14 protein-coding genes are annotated in these 15,205 nt (G+C 62.6%); 5 read left to right on the plus strand and 9 right to left on the minus strand.

The features are described 5' to 3' along the window. Positions 1 to 11: 11 nt before the first annotated feature. Entirely contained in the window at positions 12 to 410 is a 399-nt protein-coding gene (locus QQL85_RS20930; RefSeq protein ID WP_019099730.1) for a MerR family transcriptional regulator, read from the minus strand. A 72-nt stretch (positions 411 to 482) separates the two neighbouring features. Continuing rightward, a complete protein-coding gene (locus tag QQL85_RS20935) occupies positions 483 to 1,361 on the minus strand; it encodes a helix-turn-helix domain-containing protein (RefSeq protein ID WP_284356176.1) in 879 nt (292 codons plus the stop codon). A gap of 174 nt (positions 1,362 to 1,535) precedes the next feature. Here QQL85_RS20935 and pobA point away from each other — a divergent pair, with 174 nt between their 5' ends. From pobA to QQL85_RS20950, 3 genes are all read left to right on the plus strand, one after another. Continuing rightward, positions 1,536 to 2,723, plus strand: a complete 1,188-nt coding sequence (gene pobA, locus QQL85_RS20940) for a 4-hydroxybenzoate 3-monooxygenase (protein WP_284356175.1) — start codon at positions 1,536 to 1,538, stop codon at positions 2,721 to 2,723. Positions 2,724 to 2,784: 61 nt separating this feature from the next. Further along, positions 2,785 to 4,575 carry a gamma-glutamyltransferase gene (gene ggt, locus QQL85_RS20945; protein ID WP_284356174.1) on the plus strand — a complete coding sequence of 597 codons (1,791 nt, stop codon included), beginning with the start codon at positions 2,785 to 2,787 and terminating at the stop codon, positions 4,573 to 4,575. Between the two features lie 44 nt (positions 4,576 to 4,619). Then, positions 4,620 to 5,501 carry a LysR substrate-binding domain-containing protein gene (locus tag QQL85_RS20950; protein WP_284356173.1) on the plus strand — a complete coding sequence of 294 codons (882 nt, stop codon included), beginning with the start codon at positions 4,620 to 4,622 and terminating at the stop codon, positions 5,499 to 5,501. 40 nt (positions 5,502 to 5,541) lie between these two features. Here the strand turns inward: QQL85_RS20950 and ctlX are convergent, their stop codons facing one another. Beyond that, the gene (gene ctlX, locus QQL85_RS20955) at positions 5,542 to 6,480 is read right to left on the minus strand and encodes a citrulline utilization hydrolase CtlX (protein WP_434482155.1); all 939 of its coding nucleotides are present in this window, start codon (positions 6,478 to 6,480) and stop codon (positions 5,542 to 5,544) included. 26 nt (positions 6,481 to 6,506) lie between these two features. Then, the gene (locus QQL85_RS20960; RefSeq protein WP_284356172.1) at positions 6,507 to 7,559 is read right to left on the minus strand and encodes an ornithine cyclodeaminase; all 1,053 of its coding nucleotides are present in this window, start codon (positions 7,557 to 7,559) and stop codon (positions 6,507 to 6,509) included. Between the two features lie 185 nt (positions 7,560 to 7,744). Between QQL85_RS20960 and QQL85_RS20965 the strand changes: the two genes are divergently transcribed. Both QQL85_RS20965 and QQL85_RS20970 read left to right on the plus strand, forming a co-directional pair. Further along, positions 7,745 to 8,167 (plus strand): Lrp/AsnC family transcriptional regulator, encoded by a 423-nt coding sequence (locus tag QQL85_RS20965; protein WP_012272037.1) that lies wholly within the window; start codon positions 7,745 to 7,747, stop codon positions 8,165 to 8,167. 341 nt (positions 8,168 to 8,508) lie between these two features. Next, the gene (locus QQL85_RS20970; protein ID WP_284356171.1) at positions 8,509 to 9,927 is read left to right on the plus strand and encodes an amino acid permease; all 1,419 of its coding nucleotides are present in this window, start codon (positions 8,509 to 8,511) and stop codon (positions 9,925 to 9,927) included. A gap of 17 nt (positions 9,928 to 9,944) precedes the next feature. Here QQL85_RS20970 and QQL85_RS20975 read toward each other — a convergent pair whose 3' ends face one another. From QQL85_RS20975 to QQL85_RS20995, 5 genes are all read right to left on the minus strand, one after another. After that, on the minus strand, positions 9,945 to 10,880 hold the full coding sequence (locus QQL85_RS20975; RefSeq protein ID WP_284356170.1) for a LysR substrate-binding domain-containing protein: 936 nt from the start codon (positions 10,878 to 10,880) through the stop codon (positions 9,945 to 9,947). 131 nt (positions 10,881 to 11,011) lie between these two features. Continuing rightward, positions 11,012 to 11,611, minus strand: a complete 600-nt coding sequence (locus tag QQL85_RS20980; RefSeq protein ID WP_284356169.1) for an START domain-containing protein — start codon at positions 11,609 to 11,611, stop codon at positions 11,012 to 11,014. Between the two features lie 90 nt (positions 11,612 to 11,701). Then, positions 11,702 to 12,538 (minus strand): bifunctional allantoicase/(S)-ureidoglycine aminohydrolase, encoded by an 837-nt coding sequence (locus QQL85_RS20985; protein ID WP_016499386.1) that lies wholly within the window; start codon positions 12,536 to 12,538, stop codon positions 11,702 to 11,704. Between the two features lie 133 nt (positions 12,539 to 12,671). Beyond that, positions 12,672 to 14,036: an LLM class flavin-dependent oxidoreductase gene (locus QQL85_RS20990; protein ID WP_284356168.1), complete on the minus strand. Its 1,365-nt coding sequence runs from the start codon at positions 14,034 to 14,036 to the stop codon at positions 12,672 to 12,674. A 16-nt stretch (positions 14,037 to 14,052) separates the two neighbouring features. Then, the gene (locus QQL85_RS20995; RefSeq protein WP_284356167.1) at positions 14,053 to 15,033 is read right to left on the minus strand and encodes an aliphatic sulfonate ABC transporter substrate-binding protein; all 981 of its coding nucleotides are present in this window, start codon (positions 15,031 to 15,033) and stop codon (positions 14,053 to 14,055) included. Between the last annotated feature and the right edge of the window lie 172 nt (positions 15,034 to 15,205).

Below are 15,205 nucleotides of genomic sequence, written 5' to 3' on the forward strand. Positions count from 1 at the left end.
TCCTGTGGCGTTCAGCGGTTGTCTTTGTTGTTCAAGGTGGCGGCCAGGGCTTGTTCGCAACGCTCCTGGGCGGTGTCCAGTTCCAGTTGCATCTGGTGAATGTCGAGCATCTGCTGCTCCAGCTGGGCGCGGCGTTCGGCGATTTTCGCCAGCATGCTGTTGAGCTGTTTAAGGTTGCCGCTGGTGGGGTCGTACAGCTCGATCAGCTCGCGGCACTCGGCCAGTGAGAAACCGATGCGCTTGCCGCGCAGGATGAGCTTGAGGCTGACCTTGTCGCGGGCCGAATAGATTCGCTCCAGGCCACGGCGTTCGGGGCTCAGCAGGCCCTGCTCTTCATAGAAGCGGATGGCCCGGGTGGTGATGTCCAGCTCGCGGGACAGGTCGGAGATGCTGTAGGTCTGGGTGCTCATGCTGGGGCTCGGCGTGGGGTATGCGGGTATCCTGAAGGCAGGTTGACGTTTACGTCAAGCAGCCTGCCGCAATCAGTCCGGCTGCGCCGCGCGCCGGTACCCGTTAGGCGTCTCCCCAGTCAACCGCTTGAACCACCGGGCAAAGTACGTCGGGTCGGTGAATCCCAGGCTATCCGACAACTGCCCGATACTCATCCGCGTATAAATCAGGTTACGCCGCGCCTCCAGCAGCAACCGCTGGTGCACCACCTGCAACGCCGTCTGCCCGCTCAAGGCCCTGCACAGCTGGTTCAGTTGCAGGCTTGGAACGTTCAGCCGCGCGGCAAACGCCTCTACCGACAGGTGCTCACGGTAATGCGCCTCGACCAGCCGCAGGTACTGCCCCAGCAACTGCCGGTCACGTTCATCCCGGTTACGCGGCGCTTGCCCCAGCTGCTGGCGGCGATTGATCCACACCATCAGCGCGGTCACCAATGCTTCGAGCATGGCCGCGCGCGCCGGGGCATTGCCCTGGTACTCCCGCTGCAAGGTGTCGATCAGGCTGCGCAGGTGCACGCGGTCATGCCCAAGCGGGTAGCACGCAGGTTGCGCCAGCACCGCCAGTGGCATGCCCAGGCGCTGTTCCAGGTTCGCCACCAGCGCGGTGCCGAAGGTAAGCACATAGCCCTGGATATCGGCGCTGAAACGAAAGCCATGCACGGTCATCGGCGGTACCACCTGGATCGCCGCCTCGTCGATGGCGCTGCGCAACCCCTCGATTTCCACCTGGGCCTGGCCGCGCTGTACATACAGCAACTGGAACAGCTCGGCATGCTGGTGCGGCTTGATCTCCCAGTGGTGCAGGCGGCTGCGTGCGGGGATCGACTCGCAGTGCAGCAAGTCGGTGCCGGGCCAGGCCTGGTTTTCGCCATACAGCTTGAACAACGGGACGCCGGGGAGGGTGGATTTCATCGGGGGAGTGACCTGTCCGCTAATCGAACGTTTTTTATAAAAGTGCAGGTTTTGCATGGAATAGCACACTTCAGTCGCGTTTTTTGCCAGTAAAAATGCAAGGGTAAACCCTAACAGCCGATGCCGCCTCACTGCCAGTCCTGGGCCGGCATCGTACGAACAGAGACAACAACAATGAAAACTCAGGTTGCAATTATTGGTGCAGGTCCGTCTGGCCTGCTGCTGGGCCAACTGCTGCACAAGGCCGGCATCGATAACGTCATCGTCGAGCGCCAGGCGCCCGAATACATACTTGGCCGCATCCGCGCCGGGGTGCTGGAGCAAGGCACTGTCGACCTGCTGCGCGAAGCCGGTGTGGCCGAGCGCATGGACCGTGAGGGCCTGGTGCACGAAGGTGTGGAGTTGCTGGTGGGTGGTCGCCGTCAACGGCTGGACCTGAAAGCCTTGACGGGTGGCAAGACCGTCATGGTGTATGGGCAGACCGAAGTGACCCGTGACCTGATGCAGGCCCGTGAAGCCAGTGGTGCGCCGATCATCTATTCAGCCAGCAACGTCCAGCCGCATGAACTGAAGGGCGAGAAGCCTTACCTGACCTACGAGAAAGAGGGCCAGGTGCACCGGCTGGACTGCGACTACATCGCCGGTTGTGACGGCTTCCATGGTGTGTCGCGGCAGAGCATTCCCGAAGGTGTGTTGAAACAGTACGAGCGGGTCTATCCGTTTGGCTGGCTGGGCTTGTTGTCGGATACGCCGCCGGTTAACCACGAGCTTATCTACGCCCACCACGCGCGCGGTTTCGTGTTGTGCAGCCAGCGTTCGCAAACCCGCAGCCGCTACTACCTGCAAGTACCGCTGGAAGAGCAGGTGGAGGCGTGGTCCGACGAGCGCTTCTGGGATGAGCTTAAAGCGCGACTGCCCGAAGACGTGGCCGCGCGCCTGGTCACCGGCCCGGCGCTGGAGAAAAGCATCGCGCCGCTGCGCAGCCTGGTGGTCGAACCGATGCAGTATGGCCACCTGTTCCTGGTCGGTGATGCCGCGCACATCGTTCCGCCTACCGGTGCCAAGGGCCTGAACCTGGCGGCGTCGGACGTGAACTACCTGTATCGCATTCTGGTCAAGGTTTACCGCGAAGGGCGCACCGACCTGCTGCAGCAGTATTCCCCGCTGGCCCTGCGCCGTGTGTGGAAAGGCGAGCGCTTCAGCTGGTTCATGACCCAGTTGCTGCACGACTTTGGTAGCCACAAAGACGCCTGGGACCAGAAGATGCAGGAGGCCGACCGCGAGTACTTTCTGACCTCGCCAGCGGGGTTGGTGAACATCGCCGAGAACTATGTGGGGCTGCCATTCGAGGAGGTGGCTTAGTTTTTTTCAGGGGTACGACACTGTATCTTCGGGGCTTTTGAAGTTCTCAGGAAGCATGCCGATGTATTTCTCCGCGCCCCTGATCAGCGCCCTTTGCCTGGCAGCCGCCAGTGGCTGGGCCTGTGCCGACCAGGTGCTGCCCGCGCCTCCCGAACTGGCCTCCGGCTACCGCACCGGCCTGCAGCCGGTGCAGGCCAGCCGTCACATGGTTGCCGCAGCCAATCCGCTGGCCAGCGAGGCGGGGCGGCAGGTACTGCGCGCCGGTGGCAGTGCCATCGACGCGGCCATCGCGATGCAGATGGTGCTGACCCTGGTCGAACCTCAATCCAGCGGTATTGGCGGCGGGGCGTTCATCCTCTATTGGGACGGCAAACGCGTGCAAGCGTTCGATGGCCGCGAGGCAGCGCCGGCAGCTGTGACGGAAGGGCTATTCCTGCAAGCCGACGGCAAGCCGATGCCCTTCAGGGCGGCGCAGATTGGTGGGCGTTCGGTGGGTGTGCCGGGTGTTCTACGCGCCCTGAAACTGGCCCACGATCAGCACGGCAAGCTGCCCTGGCGCGATCTGTTTGCGCCGGCCATCGCGCTGGCTCGCAACGGTTTCCCGGTGTCCGAGCGTCTTCACACCCTGCTGGCCGGTGACCCGTTCATTGTCCGGTCACCGGCCATGGCCCGCTACTTCCTGAATGAGCAGGGCAGGCCGCTGGCGGTGGGAACGATCCTGCGTAACCCCGAACTTGCAGATGCCTTCGACCAGATTGCCGCGCAAGGCCCTGACGCGTTCTATACCGGCGAGATTGCCGAAGCGATCGTGGCCAAGGTGCGCAGCCATGCCAATGCCGGTTACCTCTCGTTGCAGGACTTGCAGCAGTACCAGGCCAAAGCGCGCGAGCCGGTATGCGGCCCTTACAAGGCGTGGCGCATCTGCGGCATGCCGCCGCCGTCTTCGGGCGGGGTGACGGTGTTGCAGACCTTGGGCATTCTCGACGCCGTGCAGCGCGCCACGCCACAGCGCGATCTGGCAGCGTTGCGCCCGCTTGCGAAGGCATCCCCGGCTGGCCTGGAGGCATCACCACTGGCCGTGCACCTGATCGCCGAGGCCGAGCGCCTGGCTTATGCCGACCGCGCCCAATACCTGGCCGACAGCGATTATGTCCCGGTCCCGGTCAAGGCCCTGACCGCCCCCCACTACCTGGCCAGCCGTGCAGCGCAGATTGGCGAGCACAGCATGAAGCGCGCTCGCCCGGGCCAACCCCAGGGCGCCGACTTGGCCCTGGCCCCAGATCGCTCGCCATTGCGCATTTCCACCTCGCACCTCAGCGCGGTGGATGGCAGCGGCCAGGCCTTGGCGATGACCACGTCGGTGGAGGCGGCGTTCGGTTCGCACCTGATGGTCAAGGGCTTCCTGCTCAACAACCACCTCACTGACTTCTCGTTCATTGCGCAGGAGCACGGCAAACCCGTGGCCAACCGGGTGCAGCCGGGTAAGCGACCGCTGTCGGCCATGGCGCCAACCCTGGTGTTCTCGCGAACCTCGGGCGATCTGGTGGCCAGCCTGGGTTCACCAGGCGGCTCGCAGATCATCGGCTATGTGAACAAGGCTTTGGTTGGCTTGCTGGATTGGCAGCTCGACCCGCAACAGGCCGCAGGGCTGCCCAACTTTGGCAGCCGGAATGCTGGCACCGAGGTGGAAGCAGGGCTGACCAGCCCGGCCCTGATCCGCCAGCTGGCGGCCTGGGGGCACGAGGTAACACCCATGACCATGACCAGCGGCATGCAGATCATCCAACGCAGTGGCGCGGGTTGGTCGGGCGGGGCCGACCCGCGGCGTGAAGGTGTGGCCCTTGGCGATTAGCCGTGATAGAACGGAGTCTTGTCATTCAGCAGTTGAATACCAAGATGTCCATTAGCGTGAAATCGAATAGGGCTCTGTTCGACCTCGACCTGCTGCGCGCCATTGTGGTGGTGGCCGATTGCGGCAGCTTCACCACCGCTGCCGCCCGCCTGCACTCGACCCAATCGACCATCAGCCAGAAGGTACGCCGCCTTGAAGACATGGTCGGCCACCGTTTGCTGGTGCGTGGCAACCGCGATGTGCTGCCCACCGACGCCGGGCAAACCTTGCTCGGCTATGCCCGGCACATGCTGGCCTTGAACGACCAGATGCTCGAGGCTTTGGCTGGGGCGATGGTGGGCATCACCGTGCGACTTGGCGTGCCCGAGGACTTCGTTGGCGGGCGTACCACCAATGCGCTATCGGCCTTCAGCCGTCTGCATCCGCAAGTGAAGCTGGAAGTCACCAGTGGCCTGTGTCGCGACCTCAGCCAGGCTTACGACAACGGTGAGCTCGACCTGGTACTGCTCAAACAGCGGCGCAACACCCGCGAGGGCGTGGCCTGTTGGCCCGAGCGCCTGCAATGGATCGACAGTGCGCGTACGCCTGCCTTCGAGCTGGACCCGATCCCGCTGGTGACCTTCCCCCCACGCGGCCTGTACCGCGAAGACATGATCAACGCCATCGAAGGCATGGGGCGGCGCTGGCGCATCAGTTTCACCAGTTCCAGCCTCAGCGGTATCCAGGCTGCGGTCGCCGATGGCATGGGCATCAGCCTGCTGCCGCCAAGGGCGGCAACGGCTGAACATCGGGTGCTGGGTGTGGGGCAAGGGCTGCCAGAGGTCGACAGTTACGAAATCGTCATCGTGCATCGGCCGACGGCGGATGTGATGATCAAGGCGTTGGCCGAGGTGATGACGCAACTGCTGGCAGGCGGCGGAATCTGACGCTATTGGGGCCGCCTTGCGGCCCATCGCAGCATCGACGCTAGCTTCTGGGCGACAGGTGAATGCCCGCAATCATGCAGCGCACCGAGCCACCGGCCATCTCGATGGTCGGCACATCCAGCGGCACCAGCCGTGCCGAGCGCTCGATGCGCTGGCGCTGCTCATCGGTCAGGCTGTCGAAGGCCTTGCGTGATAGCGCCAGAATACGCCCGTCACGCCCGGACAGCTCGATGGCGTTACCGGCAAACTGGCTGATCTGTTGGTTGCTCAGGTCAATCACATCACGGCCCGACTCGATCAGCCGCATCCGCACTTCCTCAGCCCGCGCCTTGTTGGTGAAGGTCTCAAAGCCCACCAGCGCGAACTCGGTCGCCACGCACATCAGCACGTTGGTGTGGTAGATCGGCGTACCTTGCTCGTCGGCCGTGTCGAACACCATCGGCTCGAAGTTGAAATGCGTGCTGAAGCGCTCGAGGGCAATCGGGTCAGCGCGGTTGGAGCGCGCGGTGTAGGCCACCCGAGACAGGTGGTCGAACACCATGGCGCCGGTCCCTTCAAGGAACAGCTCGTCCTGCTCCAGCCCGGAATAGTCGATCACATCCTGCACCCGGTACTCATGCTTGAGCATCTCGATCACATCCGCACGTCGTTCGCGGCGGCGGTTGCGCGAGTACATCGAGTAAATCGCGATATGCCCCCCTGGGTGGGTGGAGAACCAGTTGTTGGGGAATACCGAGTCCGGGGTGTTGTGCTCGCCAAAGTCGTCGAACAGGTGCACGCGCACCCCTTCGGCTTCCAGCTTGCCAGCGGCCTGGGTGACTTCATCGCGTGCCACATCGGCCAAGGCCTGCGCCGCGATGTCGGGGCTGCTGCGCTGGAACGAGTTGTCGGCTGCGGTTTCCGGGTTGGGGGTGAACGCATGTGGCCTGACCATGACCACTGCTGCCGGGGCTTGAATCGAACGCGTTGGAAATGCCATGTGGATATACCGGTTCAAGAGCTGGGTTAGGCAACGCGTCGGATGCGGTTTTTGGCAGCGCGGCCACGCGTGTGGCTGAACAGGTCTTTCGGATCGTCTTCCACCCACGGCACCAGGTCGATTTTCGAGCCCAAACCGCGTTTTTCGGCTTGCTGTAATACATACCGTAGTACGGTGTAGTCTTCCAGGGCGAAGCCCACCGAGTCGAACACGGTGATCTGGCTGTCGCTCTGACGGCCCTCGGTTTCGCCGCGCAGTACACGCCACAGGTCGACGACAGGGAAGTCCGCCGGCAGTTGCTGGATGTCACCTTCAATACGGGTTTGTGGTTCGTACTCGACGAATACGCGGGCCTTGCGCAGTACATCAGCGTGCAGCTCGGTCTTGCCTGGGCAGTCGCCACCCACGGCATTCAGGTGCATGCCGGGTTCGAGCATGTCGGGGGTGATGATGGTGGCGTAGGCCTTGTCGGCGGTGACTGTGGTGACGATATCCGCGCCTTTCACGGCTTCGGCTACCGAGCCGGCCCGGCGGATCGTGAGGCCGCTGTATTCCTTGAGGTTGGCGATCAGCTTGGCGGTAGCCAGCGGGTCGGTGTCGTAGGCGGCAATTTCTTCGATACCCAGGTGCTTATGGAAGGCAAGCGCCTGGAATTCGCTTTGTGCGCCGTTGCCAATCAGCGCCATCTTGCGCGAGTTCGGCCGGGCCAGTGCCTGTGCGGCCATCAGCGAGGTGGCGGCGGTGCGCAGGGCGGTGGCGATGGTCAGTTCGGACAGCAGCACCGGGTAACCGGTGTCGACATCGGCGAGTACGCCAAAGGCCATCACCGTGTGCAGGTTACGCGCAGTATTGGCCGGGTGGCCGTTGACGTATTTGAAGGCATAGCGGCTGTTGTCGGCGACCGGCATCAGTTCGATCACGCCCACTTCCGAATGGCTGGCAACACGCGCGGACTTGTCAAACTCCTGCCAACGCTTGAAGTCTTCACGTATGGCCTCCGCCAGTTCACCCATGAACGGCGCTACGCCAATGTCATGTACCAAGTCCGACATGGTTGGAACATCAATGAAATACGTCATGCTCTTGCACCTTGTTATTGCGCTGTCACCCCGGTCACTGCAGGGTGCACGCTTAAGATTGTTGAAGTGGCGTGAACATTTTGATGAAAGGTTGCGTCAATCGGAAGAATGCAGGTTGCCAGTTTCATCAACTTTCTAGACAATCTGCTACCCCAAAGTAGCAATCTGATTATTTGGCAGGCGTTATGGATACGATCGATCGGGAACTGATTGCGCTGTTACGCGACAATGCACGTACCCCAGTGTTGACCCTGGCGAAGAAGCTCAAGGTGGCCCGGGCAACCGTGCAAAACCGCATTACCCGGCTCGAAGAGCAGGGCGTGATCATTGGCTACACGGTACGCCTGCGCTCCGATGCGTTGGAGCAGGGCGTGCGGGCAATCACCAGCATCGGCATCAGCGGCCACCACGCCGCAGAGGTCAAGCACGCGCTGCGCGGGCATCCCAACGTGGTGGCCATTCATACCACCAATGGCCGCTGGGACCTGATGGCAGAGCTGCGCGCCGACACCCTCGAAGCGTTCGACCGGGCGCTGAACACCATTCGGTCGATCCCGCACATCGAGAATACCGAGACCAGCATCCTGCTCTCGACCTACAAGATGTGACTGGTGGGTCAGGCGTTTTGACAGGCGCATTGCGCAAACTGTCACCCGGGCTTTTCACACTGCACAAAATCCCGTTGGCGGTGTGCATTCTGTAGCGTTCCGCTTGACCGTGGCCGCTGGCAAAATGAAACGGCTTTCGCGGGACCGTTTCAGGCGCACTATCGAGGTGCGTTCAAGAATAAGAAAGTCCGCTGAGAAGTTGCATCGGGCGTTAGTTTCAATCTTTGTCATTCCCTGCGCTTTCATTATTTTCAACGACATGTAACCTGCACTTCAGTGCCAATTTATTTGGTGCGGCGCGGGGCGTGGAAGTTTTACAAAAAAAGAATAAGAGGTCGATTATGCATCAAACGTGCAACGCGCAAAGCACCGCGCCGGACGATGGCCGAGTGCTCAAACGACGGCTGGAAAACCGGCACATACAGCTTATTTCGATCAGTGGCGCAATTGGTACTGGGTTGTTCATGGGCTCGGGCAAGATCATTGCGCTGTCCGGCACTTCGATCATCCTGGTGTATGCCATCATCGGCTTTTTTGTGTTCTGCATCATGCGGGCCATGGGCGAAATGCTGCTGGCCAACCTGCAGATGGAGTCGTTCGCCGACCTGGTGCACAACTACCTGGGGCCACGGGCCGGCTACATACTCAGCTGGTCGTACTGGCTCAGCTGGGTGGTAGCGGCAGTGGGCGATGTGGTGGTCGTGGCAGGGTTCGTGCAGTACTGGTACCCGGACGTGCCCACCTGGCTACCTGCATTCGCCACCATGTTCCTGTTGCTTGGGCTGAACATGCTGGCGGTGAAGGCGTTTGGCGAGGTGGAGTTCTGGTTCGGCCTTATCAAGATCGTGGCCATCGTGCTGCTGGTAGTGGCCGGCTTGGTCATGATCGCTACGTCCTACACTTCGCCGACCGGGGTAACCGCCTCGTTCAGCCACCTGGTGGCGCCGGGCGTGGTCATGCCGCATGGCATCCTGGGCTTTCTCGCCGGTTTCCAGATTGCCATTTTCTCCTTCGTCGGCACCGAGCTGATCGGCACCGCGGCGGCAGAGGCCAAAGATCCGGAAAAGACCTTGCCCAAGGCCATCAACACCATTCCTGTGCGCATCCTGCTGTTCTACATCTGTTCTTTGGTATGCATCATCAGCGTCATTTCCTGGGCCAACGTGCCGGCTAATCGCAGCCCGTTCGTTGAGTTGTTCCTGCTGGGCGGGTTGCCGGCTGCCGCTGGCATCATCAACTTCGTGGTGCTGACCTCCGCCGCCTCGTCGGCCAACAGTGGCATCTACTCGGGTTCGCGGATGCTCTACGGCCTGTCGCACCAGCAGCAGGCGCCAGTGGCGTTCGGGCGGTTGTCCGGCTCGGGTACCCCGGTGCGTGCGTTGGTGTTTTCGGGGGTGTGCATGGCGATAGCACTGACGCTGCTGTTCGTCATTCCGGAAGTGATGACGGTGTTTACCCTGGTGTCGACCATTTCTGCGGTGATGATCATCGTCACCTGGTCGCTGATCCTGCTGTCCTACTTCGCCTACCGTCGGCAAAACCCGCAGGCGCATGCGCAGTCGACGTTCAAGCTGCCAGGCGGCAAGGTCACTGCCGCGCTGTCGCAGCTGTTCCTGGTCTTCGTGCTGTGCCTGCTGGCGCTGGAACCTGATACCCGCACTGCGTTGTACATCATGCCGCTGTGGTATGCGGGCCTGTTGCTGGCCTACCGACGCCGGGCCAAGGCGTGCGCTGTACCACAGACCGTTAGCGCCACCTAGGGTTTCGGGTCTCTTGTTCAGGTGGCTGGCTGATGGTCACGCAGCCAGTCCACCAGCCCCAGGATCGTCGGGGTGGTGGTGCGCCCATGAGGCACGACCAGGTAATAGGCCTCGCGAGGCCGCACCACAAGCTCGGTCAAACGCACCAGTTCGCCGGACGCGAGCAGATGATCGAGCATCCGCCCCCAGCCCAATGCCACTCCATGCCCGTGCAATGCCCCCTGGATGGTGTCGGTGTACAGCTGGCAGCGCAGGTTGTATTGCAGCTTTGGCGGGTTGCCACCCAGCGCGCGGAACCAGGTGGGCCAGGTCATCCAGCCTTCGGTGGTGGCATCGGCATCCAGCAGGTCGGCACGGTACAGCGCCTCCAGCGACTCAGGTAGCGGGTTGCGTGCCAGCCAGGCCGGGGAGCACACCGGGAATATCTCTTCATCGAACAAGTGCAGGGCGATGCCATCTTCCCAGCGGCCATTGCCAAAGCGCACCAGCAGGTCGACATCGTGGTTGCGCAGGTCGCCGGTAAACATCTGCGTGGCCAGGCGCAGGCGCACCTGGGGCAGGGCGCTGCGCAAGCGGCCCAGGCGCGGCATCACGCGTAATTGGGAGAAAGTGGCGGTGGAACTGAGCACCAGCTCCTGCTCGCTGTCGCCGTCGCTGAGGCGGTCGAACACCGAGGCGATCTTCTGCATGGACTCGGAAATCACTGTGAACAGCGCCTGGCCTTCACTGGTCAGGCGAATGCCGCGATGCAGGCGCTGGAACAGTTGGCGGCCGAGGTTTTCCTCGAGTTGCCTGACTTGCTTGCTGACAGCCGCCTGCGTGACCCCCAGTTCCTGGGCGGCCAGGGTGAAACTGTTGTGACGGGCTACCGCCTCGAATTCGAGCAGTGCAGTCATTGAAGGAATGATGCGCCGATAGCCCTTGTGCGTGTTGCCGTTTTCTTGTGTTTTCATGCGACGTCCTGGCAAGGCGCGACGCGCTGGTCCGCGCCGCGCGGGCACAGTGGCAGAAAAAGCGCGATGGCGGTAGCTCAAGCGTTAACGCGGTCAGTTGTAGGAGCGGCCCGCGCAGGCCTGGTGACATCTCAAGGCTGGCGCTCAGCAACAGCCCGTAATGTGCGCAGCGTCACCACCGGCGCATCCACCACAAAGCGGTTGGCCAACCATCCCGGCACATCGCCGGCCGGGTCGGCCTGCAACTGGTACGTCACCTCTGTCTCGCGCTCACCCAGTGGTTTCATCCGCCACTCGCCGTTCAGATGCTGCACCCGGATCAGGCCGTCAACCTTGGGAATCTTGTCGGGCTCGGCGCTCAGGTGACGCAGCAGCGTGCCGTCATCCAGGCGTTCGCTGGTCACCTTCAGCACAATGTCGCGTGGCATGGTCGGCCAGGGCAGGTTGGTGGTCAGGTACACCCAGGTATTGGCACCGTCCACGTCCAGCAGGCGCATCTGGTCGCAGGCATACAGCCACTTGCAGGCCACCCGCAGGTTCTCCTGCAGGTCAGTGAGCGTGCGCACGCTGGCTTTCATGGTGCTCACACCACGAAATTGTTGGTAAGGCGAATCGGCTACGCCACTGAGATACACGCGGATGCCCTCGCGGTCGTAGGCGAGGTTCCAGTCATCGGCGGCCGGGGCAGGGGTGCATAGCAACAGGGCGGCGAGCAGCAGGCAGCGGTTCATGGCCGGTACCGTGCGGAAGGTGGGTGTTTGAGTATGCGCGGCAAACAGAAAGCCCGCCAGGTTGGCGGGCTCGCGGGCATCAGCCTGAGCTTAGCGCTTAGGGTTCAGCGTCAGGTGCACATGACGGTTCACGTCTTTGTACAGCAGGTAGCTGAAGTTGCCTGGGCCGCCGGCGTAGCAGGCTTGCGGGCAGAAGGCACGCAGCCACATGAAGTCGCCAGCTTCCACTTCGACCCAGTCCTGGTTCAGGCGATACACCGCCTTGCCTTCCAGCACATACAGGCCGTGTTCCATCACATGGGTTTCAGCGAACGGAATCACACCGCCCGGCTGGAAGGTAACGATGTTCACATGCATGTCGTGGCGCATGTCGGCCATGTCGACGAAGCGCGTGGTTTTCCAGCGGCCTTCGGTGCCCGGCATTTCGATGACGGTGGCATTGTCACGGTGGGTGACGAAGGATTCCGGTACGTCCAGGCCTTCAACTTTCTGGTAGTGCTTGCGCAGCCAGTGGAAGGTGACGTTGGACTTGCTGTTGTTGCGCAGGCTCCACTCGGCGCCCGGGGCCAGGAAGGCGTAGCCGCCCGGTACCAGGGTGTGGTGCTTGCCTTCGACGGTGATGTCCAGCTCGCCTTCGACGATGAACACCACGGCTTCGGCGTTCGGGTCCAGCTCTGGGCGCTCGCTGCCGCCTTCCGGCGCCAGTTCGACAATGTACTGGGAGAAGGTTTCGGCAAAACCGGTCAGCGGGCGGGCAATGACCCACATGCGCATCTTGTCCCAGAACGGCAGGTGGCTGGTGACGATGTCACGCATCACGCCTTTAGGGATGACGGCATAGGCTTCGGTGAACATGGCACGGTCAGTCAGCAGCTCGGTTTGAGCTGGGTGCCCACCGTGGGGGGCGAAGTACGAATGGTTCGACATGGACGATCTCGACTTGTTGTTCTCTCCCCATGCCGTGAACCGCACCGGCCGGTGCGGCGCAGGGGATGTGTCGACAGAATAGGGTCGAGCGCATGCCATCCACAAATTAAATGTTGGAATACCCGGTATTTGATCACTGAATGTCGACCTGGCGCCCAGCGTGTCGTTCCGGCAGGTAGTCACCTTGGCCGAAGAGTTTGTGGCGCAGGGTGCCTTCGGCATAACTCGACGGGTAGCGGCCACGGCGTTGCAGCTCGGGCACCAGCAAATCGACGACATTGGCCAGGTCGTCTGGCTGCACGGCATACGTCAGGTTGAAGCCATCGATGCCGGTTTGGTCCAGCCAGCTTTCAAGCTGCTCGGCAACCTCGCTGGCTGTGCCGATCAGCACCGGTCCGCGACCGCCCAGGCCAACGAACTCGGCGGCCTCGCGAACGGTCCAGCGGCGGTTCGGGTCGGCGGCGGTAAAGGCCGCCAGGGCTGCGCGGCCTGCATCATTTTCGACGTACTCGATCAGCGCGTCGGGGTCGAGGCCGGCAAAGTCGATGCCGGTCCAGCCTGACAACAGTGCCAGGGCGGCGTCCAGGTCGACATAGCGACGGTATTGCGTGAAGCGGGCCTCGGCCTCTTCCCGGGTGGGGGCGACGATCAACAGCGCCTGGGCATAGATCAGCACTTCATCACGGCCTCGGCCGGCGGCCTCGCTGGCCTGGCGAATGCCGTCGGCGTAGCGGCGCAACACCGTGGGCGTCGGGCCGCTGATGAACACGCATTCGGCGTGGCGCGCGGCAAACTGCTGGCCGCGTGCCGAAGCGCCGGCCTGGAACAGCACCGGCGTGCGCTGCGGTGACGGCTGGCACAGGTGCATGCCGGGCACCTGGAAGTGTTCACCGTGATGGTTGATGGGGTGCACGCGGGTTGGCTCGATGTAGCGCCCGCTGTCGCGCTCCAGCAGTACGGCGTCATCGTCCCAGCTCTTTTCCCACAGCTTGTAAAGTACCTGCAGGTATTCCTCGGCCAAGTCGTAGCGCTGGTCATGGCCCAGTTGGCGGGCCAGGCCGAGGTTGCGTGCAGCGCTGTCGAGGTAGCCGGTGACGATATTCCAGCCGACCCGGCCATTGCTCAGGTGGTCGAGCGTGGACATGCGCCGGGCGAACGGGTAGGGGTGTTCGTAGGTCAGCGAGAAGGTAACGCCGAACCCCAAGTGCTCGGTAACCCCGGCCATGGCCGGCACCAGCAGTAGCGGGTCGTTGACCGGCACCTGTACGCCACCGCGCAAGGCGGCTTCGGGCCCGCCCTGGTACACGTCGTAAATACCCAGCACATCGGCAATGAACAGGGCGTCGAACAGGCCGCGCTCCAACAGGCGGGCCAGGTCGGTCCAGTAGCTCAGGCGGTTGAACGCTACACTGGTGTTGCGTGGATGGCGCCACAGACCGGGGGACTGGTGGCTGGCGGCGTTCATGCTGAAAGCGTTGAAGCGGATCGGGCGGGGCATGGTGGCTGCGCTCCGCTCAAGGCAACACGGAAGCCGGGTAGACCGCATCGGCTACCTGCAGCTTGTGTGGAATCAGGCCCAGGCCCTGGAAGGTGTCGGCCAGTTTCTGTTGTTCGGCGACGATCTGTGGGGTGATGGCTACGGCGTTGTAGTTACGGCGCTCGCTGGCCACTTCCAGCACGTTGGCACTGATGCCCAGTTGCGGGGCCAGCAGCGCGGCGACCTCGGCAGGCTTGGCGTTGGCCCACTGGCTGACCTTGCCCAGTTCGCTGAAGAAGGTTTTCAGCAGCGCGCGGTGCTGGTCGGCATAGCTGGCGGTGGACAGGTAGAAGGTGCGGTTGTTGGACAGGCCGCTGCCGTCTCGCAGGTTCTTCAGGCCCGGCTGGCTTTCGGCTGCGGCGAGGAACGGGTCCCACAGGGTTACGGCCTGGACACTGCCGGACTGCAGGGCAGCCACGGCATCGGCGGCGTTGTTGACGTAGGCGGGGGTGATGTCCTTGTAGGTAAGGCCTGCCTGCTCCAGGGCCACGGCCAGGAGGTACTGCGCGTTCCAGCCGCGGCCGGTGGCCACGCGCTTGCCTTTCAGGTCCTGCACGCTGGCCAGGTGGTCCTGCTCGCGCACCACCAGGCCGATGCCGCGTGGGTAAGGTTGTTCGGCGGCCAGGTACACCACCGGTTTGCCTGCGGCCTGGGCGAACACTGACGGGGCGTCGGCGGCGTGGCCCAGGTCGATGGCACCCGTGCTCAGTGCTTCGAGCAACTGCGGGCCGGCGGCAAATTCGTGCCAGCTGACTTTCACGCCTTGCGGCGCCAGGGCCTTTTCCAGGGCGCCGCTGCCTTTGAGGATGTTGATGCTGTTGAACTTCTGGTAGCCGATGCGCAAGGTCTTGTCGTCGTCGGCAAGGGCCTGCGACCCAGGCAGCAGGGCGCTGGCGACACTGGCCAACAGGCCGCCGATCAACAGACGGCGCAGGGGGGAGAAGGCACGGATGGGCATGGGGTTACTCCTTGAATCTGGGGGGTAATCGATGTGCCCAGACTAAGGAGGTGGCGTTTGGCTTTCAATTTTTATATTCCGTTTCGTTAGATTGTTTTGTTATTTTTATATCCTTTTGTTTTGTAACGGTTTGCAATCGTTCGACATTTTTTTCACATTCGCTTGCTAGCAT

Source organism: Pseudomonas putida (genome assembly GCF_030159595.1).
GTDB classification, from domain to species: Bacteria; Pseudomonadota; Gammaproteobacteria; order Pseudomonadales; family Pseudomonadaceae; genus Aquipseudomonas; species Aquipseudomonas putida_AC.